Here is a 19,242-nt window from a genome sequence, read left to right on the forward strand (position 1 = left end):
GGCATCTCGGAGGAGAGGAGACGGAACGACGCACTGTCCGCCGACGCCGGGCACGACGTACGTTGGAGGCGTGAGCGATCGCCCGGACATCAGCACCGTGGGGGAGCTCCGCTCCTCCGACCACACCTTCCGCACGCTGCGCACGGAGATCCGCGAGAACCTCGTCGCCGCGCTCGCCGCCGGCGAGAACCCCTGGCCCGGCCTGCACGGGTTCTCCCGGACCGTGCTCCCGCAGGTCGAGCGCGCCCTGCTCGCGGGGCACGACATCGCGCTGCTCGGCGAGCGCGGCCAGGGCAAGACCCGGCTGCTACGCACGCTCGCCGGGCTCCTCGACGAGTGGACCCCGGTCATCGAGGGCTCCGAGCTCGGCGAGCACCCGTTCGCCCCGATCACCGACGCCTCGCGCGCCCGGGCAGCGGAGCTCGGCGACGACCTGCCGGTGCTCTGGCGGCACCGCGACGAGCGGTACGTCGAGAAGCTCGCGACACCTGACACCTCGGTCGCGGACCTCATCGGCGACGTCGACCCGATGCGCGTGGCCGAGGGCCGGCGGCTCGGCGACCCGGAGACCATCCACTACGGGCTGGTCCCGCGCTCGCACCGCGGCATCGTCGCCATCAACGAGCTCCCCGACCTGGCTGAACGCATCCAGGTGTCGCTGCTCAACGTGATGGAGGAACGAGACGTCCAGATCCGTGGCTACGTGCTCCGGCTCCCGCTGGACGTCCTCGTCGTCGCCACGGCGAACCCCGAGGACTACACGAACCGCGGCCGGATCATCACCCCGCTCAAGGACCGTTTCGGCGCCGAGATCCGCACGCACTACCCGATCGAGCTCGACGACGAGATCGCCATCATCACCCAGGAGGCGCACCTCGGAGCCGACGTGCCGCCGGCCGTCCTCGAGATCCTCGCCCGGTTCGCGCGGAACCTGCGCGACTCCGCCGCCGTCGACCAGTCCTCCGGCGTCTCGGCGCGGTTCGCGATCGCCGGCGCCGAGACGGTGGCGGCCGCCGCCCTGCACCGCGCCACCGTGCGCGGGGAGGAGCGGGCGGTCGCGCGCGTCGTCGACGTCCGCACCGCCGTCGACGTCCTCGGCGGCAAGGTCGAGTTCGAGGTCGGCGAGGAGGGCCGCGAGGCCGAGCTCCTCGAGCACGTCCTGCGCACCGCCACGGCGGAGACGGTGCGCGCCCACCTCGCGGGCATCGACCTGGGACCGTTGGTCGCGGCGATCGAGGCCGCCGACGAGGTCGTCACCACGGGCGAGCAGGTGACCGCCGCCGACTTCCTCGCCTCGCTGCCGGGGTACACGGGCGGGTCGGTGGCGGCCTCGAGTGCCGGCGAGGACGGGGCGGACCCGTCCGTGTACGACCTGATCGCCCAGCGGCTCGACGCCCACGACGACGGCTCGCGCGCCTCCGCGATCGAGCTCGCGCTCGAGGGCCTCTTCCTCGCCCGCCGGATCTCGAAGGAGACCGGCGACGGCGAGACCGTCTACGGATGACCGGAGCGACGACATGACCCCGCAGCCCCGATCACCGCGCCCCGCGCGGTACGGCCGCTACGCCGGCGGTCCCGACCCGCTAGCGCCGCCGATCGACCTCGGGGCCGCGCTCGACGAGATCGCCGACGACGTCATGTCCGGCTACAGCCCCGACCAGGCCCTCCGCGAGCTCCTGCGGCGCGGCAGCCGCGGCGCCCAGGGCCTCGACGACCTCGCCGGCCGGGTCCAGCAGCGCCGCCGCGACCTGCTCGGCCGGCACCGGCTCGACGGCACGCTGCAGGAGGTCAGGGCCCTGCTCGACTCGGCCGTGCTCGCCGAGCGCGGCCAGCTCGCGCGCGACGTCGCCATGGACGATACCGACCGCACGTTCCGCGAGATGGTCATCCAGAACCTCCCGGGGTCGACGGCCGCAGCGGTCAGCGAGCTCGCCACCTACGACTGGGCGTCCGACGAGGCGCGCCAGACGTACGACCAGATCAAGGACCTGCTCGGCCGCGAGGTGCTCGAGCAGCGGTTCGCCGGCATGAAGCAGGCGCTCGAGGGCGCCACCGAGGAGGATCGGCGGGCCGTCGCCGAGATGCTCTCCGACCTCGGCGACCTGCTCGAGAAGCACGCCCGCGGCGAGGACACCGCTGGAGACTTCGAGGACTTCATGGCGAAGCACGGCGACCAGTTCCCGGAGAACCCCCGCGACGTCGACGAGCTCATCGACACGCTCGCGAAGCGCTCCGCCGCAGCACGCCGGATGCTCAGCTCGATGACGCCGGAGCAGCGCGAGGAGCTCATGCAGCTCTCCCAGCAGGCGTTCGGCTCGCCGCAGCTGATGGAGCAGCTCGCCCGCGTCGACGCCGGTCTCCGGGCCCTGCGACCCGGCGAGGACTGGACCGGCTCCGAGCAGTTCGAGGGCGAGGAGGGCCTGGGACTCGGCGACGGCACCGGAGCGCTGCAGGAGCTCGCCGACCTCGACCGCCTCGCCGAGCAGATCGACCAGGCGTCGTCGGGGTCCCCGCTCTCGGACCTCGACCTCGAGGCGCTGGGCCGCCACCTCGGCGACGACGCCGCCGTCTCCGCCCGCACCCTCGCCGAGCTCGAGCGCGCGCTGCGGGACTCCGACTACCTGCACCGCGGCTCCGACGGCGACCTGCGGCTGTCCCCGCGCGCGATGCGGCGGCTCGGCCGGTCGCTGCTCAAGGACGCGGCGGGTCGGCTGTCGGGGCGCAGCGGATCGCGGGACACCCGGCAGGCGGGAGCGGCAGGCGAGCAGACCGGGTCGAGCCGGGCCTGGGCCTTCGGCGACACGGAGCCGTGGGACGTCACGCGCTCGCTGACGAATGCCATCCTGCGCACCGCACGCGAGGGCGGCGACCCGCGCCGGGGGCTGCGGCTGGACGTCGCCGACGTCGAGATCGCCGAGACCGAGGCGCGGACGCAGGCGGCGGTGGCTCTCCTCGTCGACACGTCGTTCTCCATGGCCGCCGAGGGGCGGTGGCTACCGATGAAGCGGACCGCACTCGCCCTGCACCAGCTGCTGTCCACGCGCTTCCGCGGCGACCGGCTCGAGCTCGTCCAGTTCGGCAGGTACGCCCAGCGGGTCGACCTCGCCGAGCTCACCGCCCTGCCGCCGTTCCGTGAGCAGGGCACGAACCTCCACCACGGGCTCATGCTCGCGACCCGGTTCTTCCGGCAGCACCCCACGATGCAGCCCGTGCTGCTCGTCGTCACCGACGGCGAGCCCACCGCCCACCTCGAGCCCGGCGGCGAGTCGTGGTTCGACTACCCGCCGGCGCCGCAGACGCTGCGGCTCACCGTCGCCGAGCTCGACCGCGCGGCGCGGCTCGGCGCCGAGACCACGTTCTTCCGGCTCGGCGACGACCCCGGCCTCGCCCGGTTCCTCGACGCGATGGCACGCCGGGCGCGCGGCCGCGTGGTGGCGCCGGACCTCGACGACCTCGGCGCGGCCGTCGTCGGGGAGTACGTGCAGGCTCGCTCCCCCTGGGACCTCTGACCCCCTCCGCCCAGAGTGCGGTCGGGGCTCGTCGAGAGTGCGGTCGGTGGGTTGCCCACGGCACCCTCGGTGGCTCCCCACCGCACTCTCGGGGCTCCCCACCGCACCCTCGGTGACCAGGGGGCTAGGTGGTCCGCACCTCCAGGGAGTCGGCACCCTCGGTGCGGTCGACGACGACGTGCGCGCCGTCCGCAGCTTCGCCCCCGAGCAGCAGCCGGGCGAGCCGGTCGCCGATCTCGCGCTGGACGAGACGACGCAGCGGCCGCGCCCCGTAGGCCGGGTCGAAGCCCTCGAACGCGAGCCACTCGCGCGCCGCGCCGGTGACCTCGAGCGTGATGCGCCGCGGGGCGAGCCGTTCCGCGAACCGCTGGATCTGCAGGTCGACGATGTGGCCCAGCTCGTCGAGGCCGAGCGCGTCGAACATGACGACGTCGTCGAGCCGGTTGAGGAACTCCGGCTTGAACGACGCCCGCACGATCTCCATCACCTTCTCCCGGCGCTCGCTCTCGGCCACCGACCCGTCGACGAGGAACTGCGAGCCCAGGTTCGAGGTGAGCACGAGGATGACGTTGCGGAAGTCCACCGTGCGGCCCTGCCCGTCGGTGAGCCGACCGTCGTCGAGCACCTGCAGGAGGATGTCGAAGACCTCCGGGTGCGCCTTCTCGACCTCGTCGAGGAGCACCACCGTGTACGGCCGACGCCGGACCGCCTCGGTCAGCTGGCCACCCTCCTCGTATCCGACGTACCCGGGCGGGGCCCCGACCAGGCGGGACACAGAGTGCTTCTCCGAGTACTCGGACATGTCGATGCGGACCATGGCCCGCTCGTCGTCGAACAGGAAGTCCGCCAGGGACTTCGCGAGCTCCGTCTTGCCGACCCCGGTGGGACCGAGGAACAGGAACGAGCCCGTCGGCCGGTCCGGGTCCGCGATGCCGGCCCGGGAGCGCCGCACGGCGTCCGAGACCGCGCGCACGGCCGCGGTCTGCCCGATGAGGCGCCGACCGATCTCGTCCTCCATCGTCAGGAGCTTCTCCGACTCGCCCTGGAGCAGTCGTCCGACCGGGATCCCGGTCCACGCGCCGACGACCTCGGCGATCTCCTCGGCGGAGACCTTGTCGGCGATCATCGGGTCGGAGCCGGCGGCGTCGGCGGACTCGGCCTCCTCGCTCGCGACGGCGGCGTCCAGCTCCTGCTGGAGCGCGGGGATCTCGCCGTAGCGCAGCCGGCCGGCGTCCTCGTAGCGAGACTCCCGTTCGGCGAGCTCGGCCTTCGTGGTGAGCTCGTCGAGGCGGGCGCGCAGGTCACCGACCCGGTTGTGCCCGGCCTTCTCGTTCTCCCAGCGTGCGGTCAGGCCGTCGAGCTCCTCGCGCCGGTCGGCGAGCTCGGCCCGCAGGGCGTCCAGCCGCTCGGCGGTGGCGGCGTCGTCGTCGTCGAGGTTCTCCGCGAGGTAGGCCTCCTCCATGCCGAGCCGGTCCACCTGCCGACGCAGCACGTCGACCTCCTCCGGGGAGGAGTCGAGCTCCATGCGCAGGCGGGAGGCGGCCTCGTCGACGAGGTCGATGGCCTTGTCCGGCAGGCGGCGGCCGGTGATGTAGCGGTCGGAGAGGGTGGCCGCGGCGACGAGCGCGCCGTCGGAGATCGTCACCTGGTGGTGCGCCTCGTACTTCGGGGCGATGCCGCGCAGGATCGTCACGGTGTCCTCGACGCTGGGCTCGCCGACGAGGACCTGTTGGAAGCGGCGCTCGAGGGCGGGGTCCTTCTCGATGTGCTCGCGGTACTCGTCGAGCGTGGTGGCGCCGACGAGGCGCAGCTCCCCGCGGGCGAGCATCGGCTTGAGCATGTTGGCGGCGTCCATCGAGGATTCGCCGCCCGCGCCCGCCCCGACCACGGTGTGCAGCTCGTCGATGAACGTGACGACCTCGCCGTCGGAGTCCGCGATCTCCTGAAGGACCGCCTTGAGCCGCTCCTCGAACTCGCCGCGGTACTTCGCGCCCGCGACCATGCCCGCCATGTCGAGCGCGACGAGGGTCTTGCCGCGCAGGGACTCGGGGACGTCGCCGTCGACGATGCGCTGGGCGAGGCCCTCGACGACGGCGGTCTTGCCGACGCCCGGCTCACCGATGAGGACCGGGTTGTTCTTCGTGCGCCGGGACAGCACCTGGACGACGCGGCGGATCTCGGCGTCGCGCCCGACGACGGGGTCGAGCTTGCCCTCCCGCGCGGCCGCCGTGAGGTCATGGCCGTACTTCTCCAGCGCGTCGAACGTGTTCTCGGGGTCGGCGCTGGTGACGGGGCGGTTGCCGCGCACGGACGGTACGGCGGCGCGCAGGGCGTCCGGGGTGGCGCCCGCGTGCCGGAGGATCTCGTCCGTGCCGGGCGCCGCGGCCAGGCCGAGCAGGAGGTGCTCGGTGGAGACGTACTCGTCACCGAGCGCGCCGGCCTCCTCGGTGGCGCCGGCGATGACGGTGAGGAACGCGCGCGAGGTCTGCGGCTGCGCGACGGATCCGCCGGAGGCGCCGGGCAGGGCGGCGATCGCCGCGTCCGTGCGACGGGCGAGGTCGGCGCGGTCCGCCCCGACGGCGTCGAGCAGCGCGATCGCGATGCCCTCGCCCTGGTCGAGGAGCGCCCGGAGCAGGTGGCTGGGCTCGATCTGCGGATTGCCGGCCGTCGTGGCGCGCTGGAGCGCGGAGGCGACGGCCTCCTGCGAGCGGGTGGTGAGCTTGGTGTCCATCGGTCCCCAATCGGTGAGTTCGGTCCTGTGTGTGAAACGAACGCAAAGTTGAGTCTATTCCGCTCAAGGTTGGGGCGCCACCGTTTCGGGTGGGGACCGAGGCGCCCGTTCCCCGCGTCGAACGGGCTCAACATGGCAGGTTCCGCACGCTCTGGGCGCCATGTCGAGCCCACTCGACGATCTGACGCTCGTCCGGCACCCCACCTCCGCCGCTCCGCCGTCGCACCGCATCGATGTCCCGCGACATGTGCACAACCCGCTCCTCGCAGCTTTGTCCACAGCGCGACGACGGCACCCGGTCCCGTTCTCGCGAGCCGGGAGATCGTCCTCTCGTGCTGCGCTCAGCGATCTATCGACCTCGACCGTTCCCCGCCGTCGTCCTCGGGCACTGGCGGACCGCCCGCGGCAACGCGTTCAGGGCAACGGTCCCGGCGGGCTGCGAGGTCGTCCGGCTGCGCGACGGCGCCGTCGCCATCGTTGCCGACGACCTCGACAGGTTCGAGCGGGCCGAGCAGGTCCACCTCGGGACCGCTCTCGCCGTGAGCCGACGCACCCGGGTCCGGCACGCGCTCAGCGGCGTCACCGCAGCGCTCGCCCACGGGCTGCGCGTGTGGAAGCTGCCCGGACGGCCGGTCCTGACGTCCCCGCAGAAGGTCAGCTCCGCCCGCACGACCGACTACCGCAGGCAGACGCGCGCCCTCCCGCTCGAGGACGTCGTCCGTATCGACGGCGTACCGTGCACCTCGCTGGAGCGCACCGCCGTCGACTGTGCGCGTGACCTCGATCCGCTGGACGCGCTCGTCGTCGTCGACCATGTGCTCGCGCTGCTCAGCCACGCCGACACCTACCAGCGCGTGCGGACCGAGCGGGAGGCTGCCGACGTCCGACGCCGCCTCCTCGCACGCATCGACGCCCTGCCGCGCGGCGCACGTGGAGCGCGACGTGCCCGCGTGGTGGTCGAGTGGGCGAGTCCCTGGGCCCAGTCCGCGCCGGAGACGTTCCTGCGCTGGTCGCTGCTGGTGTGGGGGCGCCGCGACGCAGTGGCCCAGTGCCGGGTCGAGGCCGAGGGCAACACCTACTTCACGGACCTCGCGCTGCCCGACGGTCGTCGTCCCGACGGGACGCAACGCTGGCTGCACATCGAGTACGACGGCGAGCTGAAGTACCACGTCGCCGACGCCGGGCAGACCGCAGCCGGACTCATCGCCGAGCGCAACCGCGAGCGCGCGATCCTCGCCCTGGGCGACGACATGGCCCGGTTCGACCGGCGAGGAGCACGCAGTCCGGCGCAGGTCGCCCGCGTCGTGGCAGCGAAGGTGCGCCACACATCGGGTCAGCGGCTGCACCCCGTGCGTGAGCTGCTGGCGAACTAGTGCCCGCCTCGTCGACTGGGCTCAACGTGGCGCCCGGAGCGGCCGGATCCTGCCAGGTCGAGCCCATTCGATGACTCCACGGAGCCACAAGGAAGGCGGCTGCGCAGAGACACCCGTTCAGCCATGAACCGCACGGCCGTGCGGAAAGGTCGCTCCGTGCCGGGTCTATTATCCGCTCGTGACCACACAATCGACAGTTCCAGGCCCGACGGCAGACCCGTTGGCCGCCTTCCGCCGGTTCCCCACCGGCATCACCGTCTTCCTCGGCCTGTTCGTCGTGGGCGGACTGTTCCTGGCGTACCGCCACCTCGGCGCCGACGCCGTCGCCATGTGCGGAGACGACCCGATGGCTCCCGGCGACGAGTGCCAGATGACGTCGCGCAGGCGCCGCCGGATCTCCTCGAGCACGTCGATCCAGTCCTACGAGGAGCGGCTGACGGCCTCCGCCCGGGCCCACGAGTCCTGGGTGTGGGTGGGCGTCGCCGTCGCCGTCATCGCCGCGATCCTGATCGCGCTCGTCGTCATCCGGTGGCGCCGCGACACCGCCCTCGCCCGCACGCTGGACGGCGGGCAGGAGCCGCTGGCCACCTACTCCGCGACGACCGGCACGGGTGTCGGCCTCGGCTTCCTCGGCGCGGCCGCGGTCGCCGGCATCGCCCTTGCGATGGGCGTGCGCATGGGCGGCGTGTCCGGCGAGAGCTGGATCGGCCTCGCCATCGTCGGCGTCGGTGTCGTCGTGGCGCTGCTCATCGTGTGGGCGGCCCGGCCGAAAGGCAGCACGCTCGTGAGGGCCTACGACTCGGGCGTCCGCGTCGTCACGCAGAGCAGGGCGCAGGAGGTCCCGTGGGCGGACCTGCAGTACTTCGTCGACCTCGAGTCGACGACGTTCATGCAGCTCGGCTGGGTGGGCTTCAAGCGCCAGCTCATGATCGACGACAAGGAGTTCTTCGCGACGATGCGGGCCCGGATCAACAGCGCCGCTCGCGCACGCGTGCAGGAGAGTGCCGGAACAGCTGCGCCGGTGGACTTCGGCAAGGTGACGCTCGCCGGTCGCACCGTGGTCGTCGGAAAGAAGGAGCTGGACGCCGGTTCCCTGGCCGCGATCACCCCGGTGAAGGGCAAGGACGGCCTCGAGCTTCACGTCCGGGACCGGTCGGGCGGTACGCCCGCGACGGTCCGACCCGTGGAGATCGCCAACTCGGACGTGCTCTTCGGCGTCCTGTCGGAGCACTTCGGCGTCGTCGTGCCCGGTCGCTGACCGACGCCACCGGACCGCGCGCCCCGGCCCGTTCCCGACGGGCCGGGGTCTCGCCGGGCGGGCGGCCGTCCGGGGACGCGACGGCCTCGCTCAGCGCCGCCGCGACGACACGACCGGCGAAGCGTCGGCCTCGCTCAGCGCCGCCGCGACGACACGACCGGCGAAGCCTCGGCTCCGTCTAGTCGGCCTGCTTGACGAGCCGCCACCGCGCGATCAGCGCGTAGACGACGGCCCAGACGATGAGCATGGCCAGCCCGAGGAACCAGATGCCCGGCTCCTGGGACCACAGCGGGTCGTCCTGGTAAGGGTGCCAGTCGGTGATGCCGACCGACGACATCGCCATGCTGAACCCCCAGCGCGCCGGCATGAACCAGGCGAGCTGCTCGAACACCGGCTGACCGGCGACGTCGATGACGCCGCCCGAGAGCACGAGCTGGAGCATGACGGCGACGACCAGCAGCGGCATGATCTGCTCGGAGTTCGACGCGATCGCGGACAGCATGAGGCCCATGACCATGCAGGTGAACGCCAGCACCACGGCGGCCACGACGATCTCCGCGCTCCCGGCCGGCAGGAGCGCCGAGTTCGTCGGCGGGTCATGGAGCATGAGCGTGACCACCGAGGCCACGACACCCTGGTAGACGGCGAACGCGCCGAGGACGACGACCTTGGCGGTGAGGTAGGCGTCCGGTCGCAGTCCGACCGCGGACTCCCGCCGGTAGATGTGCCGCTCGCCGACGAGATCTCGGACCGAGACCGCGAGGCCGGCGAAGGCGAGCCCGACCATGAGCACGGTGAGGATCTGCATCGACTCGCCGGTGATGTCCTCGCCGGGGTCGGGCTGCCGCAGGCCCAGCTCACCTCCCACGGCGACGGTGAGCAGCGCGAACAGCACCGGGAGGACGAGCAGGAAGAACAGGTACTTGCCGTCCGCCGCCATGAGGTTGACCTGACGCCGTGCGAGCGTGGAGACCTGCTTGCCCATCGACTGCTTGCTGCGGCGCTCGAGCTGCTGCGGGCGGGCCACGTTGACGCGGCGCACGTGCGGCCGGGCCGACGCCCCCTCGAACATCTGCTTGGACCGGGTCGGGTCCTCCTTGATGAAGGCGTAGATCTGCGCGTAGGTCAGGTCGTCGGGGTCCTTCACCTCGCGGCCGAGGTAGCGCATCGCCTTGGCGAAGTAGGGCTTGACCTCGTGCGGCGCCCCGTAGAAGGCCGTCTTGCCCCCGGGGGCAAGGATGAGGATCTTGTCGCACTGGGCGAGGTTGACCTCGTTGTGCGTGATGACGACGACCGTGCGGCCGCGCACCCCGCGCGAGTCGTCGCCGTGGGCGATCTCCGCGAGCAGGTGCATGACCTCGGCGTCGAGCGAGGGGTCCAGGCCCGACGTCGGCTCGTCGAGGAAGAGCAGGTCCGGCTGGGTGAGCATCTCCAGTGCGACGGACACGCGCTTGCGCTGGCCGCCGGAGAGCCGGTCGATGCGGGTCGAGGAGTGCTCGGTGAGGCCCAGTTGGCTCATCACGCGATCGACGGCCTGCTCCCGGTCGCGCCGCTGCACGGACTCGTCGAACCGCAGCTCGGCGCCGTAGTCGAGGGCGCGTCGGACGGTGAGGGTGCGGTGCACGACGTCGTCCTGCGGGACCACGCCCATGCGGTTGCGCATGGTGGCCTCGTGCTCGTAGACGTCGAGGCCGGAGAACCGGACGATGCCCTCGTCGGCGGTCGGCCGCCCCACGAGCGATCGCAACAGCGTGGACTTGCCGGCGCCCGACGGGCCGATGACGGCGAGCAGCGAACGGCCGGGCAGGGAGAACGTGACGTCGTCGAGGATGGTCTTCTTCGACGGGTCCGGCGCGCCCTGGTCCTTGAGCCGCTTCTTCTCCTCCGACGACGCGTCCACCCGCACCGTGAGGTCCTCGGCCTCGAGGCTGCCCTCGCCGCCGGAGATGTCGATCGGGACGAGCCCGCCGGGCACGAGCTGCAGGAACGAGCCCCCGACGCCGAGGATCCCGCCCATCTGCAGCATGCCCTGGGTGACGCGCGCGCCGTTGACGAACGTGCCGTTGAGCGAGCCGCGGTCGATCACCCGGAAGCCGCCCTGGGTGGGCACGAGGTCGACGTGCCGGCCCGAGACGAGCGGGTCGTCGAGCGTGATGTCGGCGCTGCGTGCGCGACCGATCGTCAGCGTGCCCGGCGGTCGGCCCGACCCTGCCGACGCGGGCGAACCGCCGGCGGGGCTGCCGGACGGGGCCGGAGCCAGGGGCGCACCCACGTGGAGCTCCTGGGTCGAGGGCCGGCGAGCGCCGGGGGCGTCCGGGCCACTCGCGCCGCTGAACGGCTCCGCGTTCTGCGGGGCGGGGGCGGCCGGACGCGACGGGCCCGACGTCGGCGCACCGGTCGCCGGTCCGGCCGGCGGCCTACCGGCGGGGGCACCGCCCGGGCTTCCCGGGGCCGGGGTGGAGCGAGGGTTCGCGGGGGTCGGGACCGACGATGCACCGACGGGGCCAGCGCTCGCCGCCGACGCGGCCGACGGCCCCGCGGAGTGCGCCGACGCCGCGGACGGACCGGCGGAGTGGGCCGACGCCGCGGACGGACCGGCAGAGTGGGCCGACGCCGCCGACGGACCGGCGGAGTGGGCCGACGCCGCGGACGGACCGGCACCCTGACCGCCCGGACCGGCTGCACCGGTCGGGGCGCCGACGGGCCGGATCCGTAGCGCGGGCCCCTGGGCGGGGTGTCCGAGGTGCACGACGACGCCCTGCCCGATCGCGATCGGCGCGGTGAGCTGCCGTCCGTCGACGAACGCCGCACCCCCGACGACGCGCATCATCCAGCCGTTCGGGGTCTCGGCGATCTCGAGGTTCTGGGGAGCCACCGCGGGGTGGCCGATGATGAGGTCGGCCGGCGGGGCGCTGCCGACCAGCGCGCGTCCGCCCGGGGGCCGCGTGGCGGTCCCCATCGGGGAGGCGATCTCGATGCCCGTCCGCATGCAGTGGTTCCTCTCGAAAAGCGTGGGTCGTACGACCGCCGGGCGCCGTCCTGCCGGGCGCGCCCCCCGGCATGCTAGTGCGCGCCGGACCCCGACGACGGGTGAGAGGTGCCCGGACCGGGTCGCGTTCGCCACCACGCCGGGCGGCACGCATCCGGGACGGCGATCACCGCGGGTCGACGCGCTCCCACGCCGGCGCCACGTGCGGCCACGGGTCGGCCTCCTCGAGCGCGGCGGCGAGGCCGAGCAGGAGTGCCTCCGAACCGACCTTCCCCCCGAGGTGGACGCCGAAGGGGAGCTCGGGCCCGTCGTCGTCGACCCGTGCCCGGTGGAGCGGCAGCGAGATGGCGGCCGCGCCGGTGATGTTCCACGTGGACGTCCAGGGGGTGAACGCGCGCTGGTCGAGGAAGTCCTGCCACGGGTCGGCGTCGTCGCGCATCGAGCCCACCGGGGCGGGCGGCCCCGACAGGGTGGGGCTGAGGATCACGTCGACTCCCGCCCATACCTGCGCGGTGCGTCGGGTGAGCAGGTGCATCGAGGTGATCGCGCTCGCGTACTCGACGCCGGTCACCTCCTTCCCGCGCTCGCGGAGGAGACGGGTGAGCGGCACGAGCAGCTCCTCCTGCGCCGGATCGAGCGGTGCGGCAGCGGCGCCCGTCGCCCAGACGGGCTGGAACGCCTCCCAGTCCTCGACGGCGAACGGCACGCCGACCTCCACCGTCTCGTGGCCCATTCCCTCGAGCAGGGTGACCGCACGGTCGACGGCGGCGAGCGCCTCGGGGTGGACGTCGGTCCCGATCGAGATGGGCTCGCGCAGGACCCCGACCCGGAGCCGTGCGGGCGGGGTGTCGCAGGCGGCGAGGAACGTGCCGAGCTGCTCGGGTGCCCGGTAGATGTCGCCCGCTCGGGGGACGGCGAGGACGTCGAGGAGAGCGGCGGTGTCGCGCACGGTGCGGGTGAGGACACCGTTGCGGCCCAGTCCGGGACCGTCCGTCTGGTACGGGCCCGGCGAGACACGGCCGCGGGTGGGCAGGAGACCGACCAGACCGCAGGCGGAGGCGGGGATGCGGATCGATCCACCGCCGTCGGAGCCCTGCGCGGCGGGGACGAGGCCGGCCGCCACGGCGGCACCCGCACCCCCGGAGGACCCGCCGGCCGACCGGTCGAGGTCCCACGGCGTGCGGGCGGTCGGCCCGACGTCCGGCTCGGTGTAGGGGGGCATGCCGAACTCGGGGGTCGTGGTCTTGCCGACCATCGTCGTCCCCGCGTCGGCCAGCAGCGACACGATGCCGTCGTCGAGCTGCGCGACGTTGTCCGCGAACGCGGCGGACCCCATGCGCATGGGCAGCCCGGCGACCTGGTTGAGGTCCTTGATCGGCACGGGCACGCCGAGGAACGGCGGCAGGTCGCGGTGGTCGGGGGCACCGCCGGGGCCGGACGACGCCTCGGCGAGCGTGGCCTCGGCGGCCCGCGCGTCGTCCAGCGCCCGGTCCGCGGCCACGTGGATGAAGGCGCCGACATGTTGGTCGAGCGACTCGATCCGACGCAGCGTGTGGTCGGCGACCTCGGTCGGCGACACCTGCCCGGACCGGATCGCGGCAGCCAGGTCGAGGGCGGGGAGCTCGTGGATCTGGGCCATGGCCCGAGACTACGGGGCCTCGTCGGACGCCCGAGCGGGGCCGAGCGGACGCCCGAGCGCGCCTGAGCGGGCGCCCGACGGTGCAGCGTCGTTCTTCTCCCTTGACCCGCAACCGGGGTTATGCGCAAGGATGGACCGCGGCCGTGCCATCCGGGCGGTTGACCCGACGGAAGGAGATCACATTGGGAATCTTCGACAAGGCCAAGGACGCACTCTCCAGCGACAAGGGTGAGGAGTACTCGGACAAGGGTCTCGACGCTGCTGGCAACGCCGCGGACAACGTCTCCGGCGGGAAGCACAGCGACAAGATCGACGGCGTGCGTGACAACCTCGACGGCCGCATCGGCAACGAGGGCGCCGGCGACACGTCGCAGGCCTGATCCACTCACTCTCGGGGAGCTAGCCCCCGACGCTCGACGGCCGGTCCCCCAGTCTGGGGGCCGGCCGTCGCTGTGCGCGCCCGGCGCGCCTCGACGACGCCGACGACGAAGAACCGCGCTCGGCGGCCGTGTGACCTGCATGACGACGTGGTGGAATGTGCGCATGACTTCGACGGCTCCTGCTCAGTCCGACGACGACCCCTACGAGTGGCTCGAGGAGGTCGAGGGCGAGGAGGCCCTCGCCTGGGTCGAGGAGCGCAACGCCGAGGTCACCGACGAGATCGCCTCGGCGCCGCGGTTCGAGGAGATCCGCTCCCAGATCCTCGAGGTGCTCGACTCGACGGAGAAGATCCCCGGCGTCGTGCAGCGCGGGGAGCACCTCTACAACTTCTGGATCGACGCGGAGCACCCCCGCGGCCTGTGGCGCCGGACCACGTGGGAGTCCTACCGGACGCGCGAGCCGGAGTGGGACGTCCTCATCGACGTCGACGCCCTCGCTGAGGCCGAGGGCGAGCAGTGGGTCTGGCACGGGGCGACCGTGCGCCGCCCGGAGTGGGACGTGGCGCTGGTCGCGCTGTCCCGCGGCGGGTCCGACGCCGACGTCGTGCGCGAGTTCGACCTGACCACGCGCGAGTTCGTCGAGGACGGCTTCCGGCTCGAGGAGTCCAAGGGGTTCGCCCGGTGGGGCGACGCGAGCGGCGACGTCCTGCTCGTCGGCCGCGACTTCGGCGAGGGGACCCTGACCGAGTCCGGGTACCCGCGCACGGTGCGCCGCTGGGAGCGTGGCACAGCGCTCGCCGACGCCCCGGAGGTGTACGCGGGCGAGGAGTCCGACGTCGTCGTCGGGGCCTCCTACGACGCCACGCCCGGGTTCGAGCGCACGTTCTTCAGCCGGGCGGTGGGCTTCTTCGACGAGGAGGTCTACCTCGAGCGGGAGGACGGCGAGAAGGTCCGCATCGACGTCCCCACCACCGCGTCCGTCGACGTGCACCGCGAGTGGCTGACGATCCTGCTGCGCGAGACCGGCAAGCTGCGCGGCACGATGTACCGCGCCGGCACGCTGCTCGGCGTCGACCTCGAGGAGTTCCTCGCCGGCGAGGGCACCGTGACGACCCTGTTCGTCCCCACCCCGACCACCGCGCTCGCGAGCTACTCGTGGACGCGCCACCACCTCGTGCTCAACATCCTCGAGGACGTGACGAACCGCCTCGAGATGCGCACCCCGCCGCCGACCTCGGACGGCGAGTGGCGCGAACGTCCCCTCGCCCTGTCGGCGTCCGGGTCTCCCCGGCTGGCGGTCTCGCGGATGGCGGCGCTGGCGGTGTCCGCTGTGGACGAGCTCGAGTCGGACGACGTGTGGCTGACGACGAACGACTTCCTCCAGCCGAGCTCGCTGGGCCTCGTGCGCCTCACGGGCGCCGGGCAGACGAAGGCCGTCGAGCCGCTGAAGATGATGCCGCAGTTCTTCGACGACGAGGGCCTCGTCGTCGAGCAGTTCTTCGCCACGTCCGACGACGGCACGCAGGTCCCGTACTTCCAGATCGGGAAGAAGGGGGTCGGCACCGCGGAGTGGCGCCGCGAGGGCGGCAGGCCGCTGCCGACGCTGCTGTACGGCTACGGCGGCTTCGAGATCTCCCTGCTCCCCCTGTACTCCGGCACCGTGGGTCGGGCGTGGCTCGAGCGGGGCGGCGTGTACGTCGTGGCCAACATCCGCGGCGGCGGCGAGTACGGGCCGAGGTGGCACCGCACCGCGCTCACGCACCGGCGGCACCGGGCCTACCAGGACTTCGCCGCCGTCGCGGACGACCTCGTGGGCCGTCAGGTCACCGACCCCGCCCACCTCGGCATCCAGGGCGGGTCGAACGGCGGGCTGCTCATGGGCGTCATGCTCACGCTCTACCCGGAGAAGTTCGGCGCGATCGTCGCGCAGGTCCCGCTGCTGGACATGCGGCGGTTCTCGCGCCTGCTCGCGGGGGCGTCGTGGGTGGCGGAGTACGGCGACCCGGACGACCCGGCGCAGTGGAGCTTCATGAAGACGTTCTCGCCGTACCACCTGTTCGACGACGAGAAGGACTACCCGCCGCTCCTGCTGACGACCTCCACGCGGGACGACCGGGTCCACCCCGGGCACGCCCGGAAGATGGCCGCCCGGATGCTCGAGGCCGGCAAGGACGTGCGCTCCTACGAGAACATCGAGGGCGGCCACGGCGGGGCCGCGACGAACGCGCAGCGCGCCCACCTGAACGCGCTCGCGTACGAGTTCCTCTGGCAGCAGCTCGGCGACGCCTGACCCCGCCCGTCGAGAGTGCGGTGCGTCCACCCCACCGCACTCTCGACGGCGAGTGCGTCAGGGGCCGGTGTTCCAGCGCTCGCGGCGCGCGCGGATCCAGCCGAACAGGCCGATGATCCCGATCGCGAACCCGGCGCCGAGCCCCAGGAGCCCGACCAGGAGCGGCCCGCCGAGCACCGACCAGCCGCCGAGCGACGGCGAGCGGGTGATCCCCAGCTCGGCCCCGCCGGCGTCGCAGTCCACGTCGTACTGACCGTCCGATCCGGCGGCGAAGCTGCCGAGCGTGACCTCGTGACTGCCGGCGCCGGCCTGGAAGACCTCCTCGAGCTCGATGTCGAGCGAGGAGCCGTCGGGGCCCGTGACGACGCACTGCCCCTCGGTCCCCCGCTCGCCGACGATGAGGTAGGTGCTCTCGCCGGCGAGGTCGTGCCGTCCGGCGCCCAGCGGCTCGGCCGAGTCGACCGCCTCGCGCACAATGCCGGTGGCCGCGCCCGTCCCGGCGGCCAGGGCGAACGCGGGGACCAGGGAGCCGACGAGCACGCCGACGACCATCCACAGCACGGACGCGCGGGTGGTGCGTGGGCGGATGCGACGGCGTCGGGGACCGGCGGTGTCGTCGGTGCCGTCGGGCACCGGCTGCTCGTCGGTCGTCGACGGTTCGTCGGGCGTGGCTGTCACCCGCACAGTGTGCCAAGCGTTGCGGCCCGCCGAGTCCGAGGGTCCGCGGGAGAAGGGTCGAGCGCCCCCATCGGGACCCCGGACCTCACCCGAGCACTGCGCGAGGCGGGCACGGGCGAAGGGGCGGGCCGCCCCGCGCGGTCAGCCTGCGACGTCGTGCAGGTGGTGCCGGATGTCGTGCAGGAGGTACTGGGCGAGCGTGCGCACGGTGAACGCGGCGCCGTCCGAGCGGTAGCCGGGGCGCTCCCAGGCGGCCTCGGGGACGGCGCCGAAGACGATGCCGGTCTCCTCCGCCCGCTCGGCGAAGGTCCGCGCCACCTCCGCGGGCTCGCGCGACCCGTAGTCGCCCTCGACCGCCGCGCGGTCCTGGTCCCAGTCGGGGAACGTCGGACCGTCGCCGGACCGGATGAGCGCGAGGCGGGTGGACATGACCTCGAGCACGTCGGCCGAGTGCGCGCCGTACTCCAGGGGCGACCACGTGGAGTCGTCCGGCCGGTCGGCGACGCCGTCGCGCCGCAGCACGTCGGCCCAGCGGCTCGCGGCGGCGGACAGCTCGCGGGCGACGTCGTCGGGCGCGAGGGTCGACGCCTCGGTACCGCACTCCGCGCAGCGCTCCCGCAGGACCCAGGTCCAGTCCTTGGTCTCCGGCTCGATCACGGCGATCCTCCCTCTCGTGGCGCGGTCACCGGCCACGCTACGCCGCCCACCCCGACGAGGTCAGGGGAAGCTGACGAGGACACGGGATATAGACCCTGCTCTCGCCGACTTCCCCTGATCTCGCGCCGACGAGGGGCGAGGCGCGGCACCTCGCGGCGTCAGCGCGTGCGGCGGTGGCCCTGCCACAGGACGAGCGCGCCGGTCTCCCGGCGCTCGCCCCGCACCCGGCGGCCGCGCGGTCCTGCCACGACGACGCCGGTCGAGCTCGCGGTGAACACCCTGCTGCCCGGCTCGACCCGCGCGCGCAACGCCTCGAGCTCGGCCGTCACCCGGTCGAGCTCGTCGCGCAGCCTGAGCACCTGCTCGATCCCGGCGAGGTTCACGCCCTTCTCCTGGGACAGGCGCTGCACCTCGCGCAGCCGGGAGACGTCGCGCAGCGAGTAGCGGCGCCCGCGTCCGGCGGTGCGGTGCGGGGCCACCAGGCCCAGCCGGTCGTACTGCCGGAGCGTCTGCGGGTGCATGCCGGCGAGCTCGGCGGCGACCGAGATCGTGAGCACCGCGGTGTCGGGACCGATCTGGTCCTCGGCGCGCACCCGGCCCCGGGCGCGACCGCGCCCCGCCCGGCCCGGGCTCATCGTCTCGCCTGCTCGAAGAGCTGGTCCCGCGGGCTCACGTCGCCGTTGGCGGCGGCGAAGTCCTCGACGGCCTTTCGTGCCGCCGCGCTGAGCCGCGAGGGCACGACGACGTTGACGGTCACCAGGAGGTCGCCGGGAACGCCCTTGGCACGCTTCACGCCGTGCTTGCGCACGCGCAGGGTCCTGCCCGACGGCGTACCGGCCGGCACCTTGAGGCGCACGCTCTCGCCGTCGAGCGTGGGGATCTCCACGGTCGCCCCGAGCGCGGCCTCGTCGAACGTCACCGGCACGGTGAGGCGCAGGTTCGCGCCGTCGAGGGTGAAGACCGGATGGGGTGTGACCTCGACGGTGATGATGAGGTCGCCTGCCGGTGCACCGCCGCTGCCGGGGCGTCCCTTGCCGGGGATCTTGATCTTCTGACCGTCGCGCACGCCGGGCGGGATGCGGGTGGTCACCGCGCGGCCGTCGACGGTGAGCTCCACGGTCGAGCCGTCGACGGCCTGCCGGAACGGCAGCGTGGTCGTGGCGAGCACGTCCTGGCCGCGCTGGGCGCGGCGCCTCGACCCGAAGCCCGACGGCGCGGCCGAGCCGAACATCGAGCTGAGGATGTCGTCGAACCCGGGCGCGTCCTGCGCCGAGGCGTAGCCCTGCCCGCGGCCCCCGGCTCCGAAGCCGGAGGAGAAGACGTCCTCGAAGCCCGACGCGCCGGCGCCGCCGGCCGGTCCGCCCGAGAAGCGCGGCCGGCCCCCGGCCATGGCCCGCAGCGCGTCGTACTCGCTGCGCTCCTTGGGGTCCGAGAGCACCGCGTAGGCCTCGCCGACCTTCTTGAAGGTCTCCTCGGCCTTGGCGTCACCTGGGTTCTGGTCGGGGTGGTGCGTCCGGGCGAGCTTGCGGTACGCCTTCTTGATCGTGTCCGCGTCGGCGTCCTTGCTCACGCCGAGCACCTGGTAGAAGTCCTTCTCCAGCCAGTCCTGTCCCGCCATCACTCACCACCTCCCTCGGCTGCGTCTTGTCGATCTCGCGGGCCGGGCGTGCGCCGCACGCCCGGCGTCCTGCATGTGCTGCGTGCCCGTGGGCGCCGCCCGGCGGCGCCCACGGGCATC

General features: G+C 73.3%; 13 protein-coding genes. 6 read left to right on the forward strand and 7 right to left on the reverse strand.

Annotated features, from left to right (window positions below; genetic code table 11):
• The first annotated feature begins 70 nt into the window (after positions 1-70).
• Together AC24HA_RS16345 and AC24HA_RS16350 are read left to right on the forward strand one after the other, a co-directional pair.
• The gene (locus tag AC24HA_RS16345) at positions 71-1,504 is read left to right on the forward strand and encodes a sigma 54-interacting transcriptional regulator (RefSeq protein WP_425707581.1); all 1,434 of its coding nucleotides are present in this window, start codon (positions 71-73) and stop codon (positions 1,502-1,504) included.
• A gap of 13 nt (positions 1,505-1,517) precedes the next feature.
• On the forward strand, positions 1,518-3,509 hold the full coding sequence (locus AC24HA_RS16350; RefSeq protein WP_425707580.1) for a vWA domain-containing protein: 1,992 nt from the start codon (positions 1,518-1,520) through the stop codon (positions 3,507-3,509).
• 124 nt (positions 3,510-3,633) lie between these two features.
• Here the strand turns inward: AC24HA_RS16350 and clpB are convergent, their stop codons facing one another.
• Positions 3,634-6,240, reverse strand: coding sequence for an ATP-dependent chaperone ClpB (clpB, locus tag AC24HA_RS16355; RefSeq protein ID WP_425707579.1), 2,607 nt, complete (start codon positions 6,238-6,240; stop codon positions 3,634-3,636).
• A 332-nt stretch (positions 6,241-6,572) separates the two neighbouring features.
• Here clpB and AC24HA_RS16360 point away from each other — a divergent pair, with 332 nt between their 5' ends.
• Positions 6,573-7,613, forward strand: a complete 1,041-nt coding sequence (locus tag AC24HA_RS16360) for a type IV toxin-antitoxin system AbiEi family antitoxin (RefSeq protein WP_425707578.1) — start codon at positions 6,573-6,575, stop codon at positions 7,611-7,613.
• 178 nt (positions 7,614-7,791) lie between these two features.
• Entirely contained in the window at positions 7,792-8,871 is a 1,080-nt protein-coding gene (locus tag AC24HA_RS16365; protein ID WP_425707577.1) for a hypothetical protein, read from the forward strand.
• Positions 8,872-9,049: 178 nt separating this feature from the next.
• On the opposite strand, the gene AC24HA_RS16370 is transcribed toward AC24HA_RS16365, so the two are convergent.
• A complete protein-coding gene (locus tag AC24HA_RS16370; protein WP_425707576.1) occupies positions 9,050-11,860 on the reverse strand; it encodes an ATP-binding cassette domain-containing protein in 2,811 nt (936 codons plus the stop codon).
• Between the two features lie 166 nt (positions 11,861-12,026).
• Positions 12,027-13,499 carry an amidase gene (locus AC24HA_RS16375; RefSeq protein ID WP_425707575.1) on the reverse strand — a complete coding sequence of 491 codons (1,473 nt, stop codon included), beginning with the start codon at positions 13,497-13,499 and terminating at the stop codon, positions 12,027-12,029.
• A 182-nt stretch (positions 13,500-13,681) separates the two neighbouring features.
• Between AC24HA_RS16375 and AC24HA_RS16380 the strand changes: the two genes are divergently transcribed.
• Both AC24HA_RS16380 and AC24HA_RS16385 read left to right on the forward strand, forming a co-directional pair.
• Entirely contained in the window at positions 13,682-13,879 is a 198-nt protein-coding gene (locus tag AC24HA_RS16380) for an antitoxin (RefSeq protein ID WP_425707574.1), read from the forward strand.
• Positions 13,880-14,042: 163 nt separating this feature from the next.
• Positions 14,043-16,169 carry a prolyl oligopeptidase family serine peptidase gene (locus tag AC24HA_RS16385; RefSeq protein WP_425707573.1) on the forward strand — a complete coding sequence of 709 codons (2,127 nt, stop codon included), beginning with the start codon at positions 14,043-14,045 and terminating at the stop codon, positions 16,167-16,169.
• Between the two features lie 57 nt (positions 16,170-16,226).
• Here AC24HA_RS16385 and AC24HA_RS16390 read toward each other — a convergent pair whose 3' ends face one another.
• The 4 genes from AC24HA_RS16390 to AC24HA_RS16405 form a co-directional block, all read right to left on the reverse strand.
• Complete coding sequence (locus AC24HA_RS16390; protein WP_425707572.1) at positions 16,227-16,847, reverse strand: hypothetical protein; 621 nt, start codon at positions 16,845-16,847, stop codon at positions 16,227-16,229.
• 141 nt (positions 16,848-16,988) lie between these two features.
• Entirely contained in the window at positions 16,989-17,504 is a 516-nt protein-coding gene (locus tag AC24HA_RS16395) for a DinB family protein (RefSeq protein ID WP_425707571.1), read from the reverse strand.
• A gap of 158 nt (positions 17,505-17,662) precedes the next feature.
• Positions 17,663-18,139, reverse strand: coding sequence for a heat shock protein transcriptional repressor HspR (locus AC24HA_RS16400; RefSeq protein WP_425707570.1), 477 nt, complete (start codon positions 18,137-18,139; stop codon positions 17,663-17,665).
• On the reverse strand, positions 18,136-19,122 hold the full coding sequence (locus AC24HA_RS16405; protein WP_425707569.1) for a DnaJ C-terminal domain-containing protein: 987 nt from the start codon (positions 19,120-19,122) through the stop codon (positions 18,136-18,138). The genes AC24HA_RS16400 and AC24HA_RS16405 overlap by 4 nt, the downstream gene beginning before the upstream one ends.
• Between the last annotated feature and the right edge of the window lie 120 nt (positions 19,123-19,242).

The organism is Georgenia sp. Z1491 (assembly GCF_057652395.1).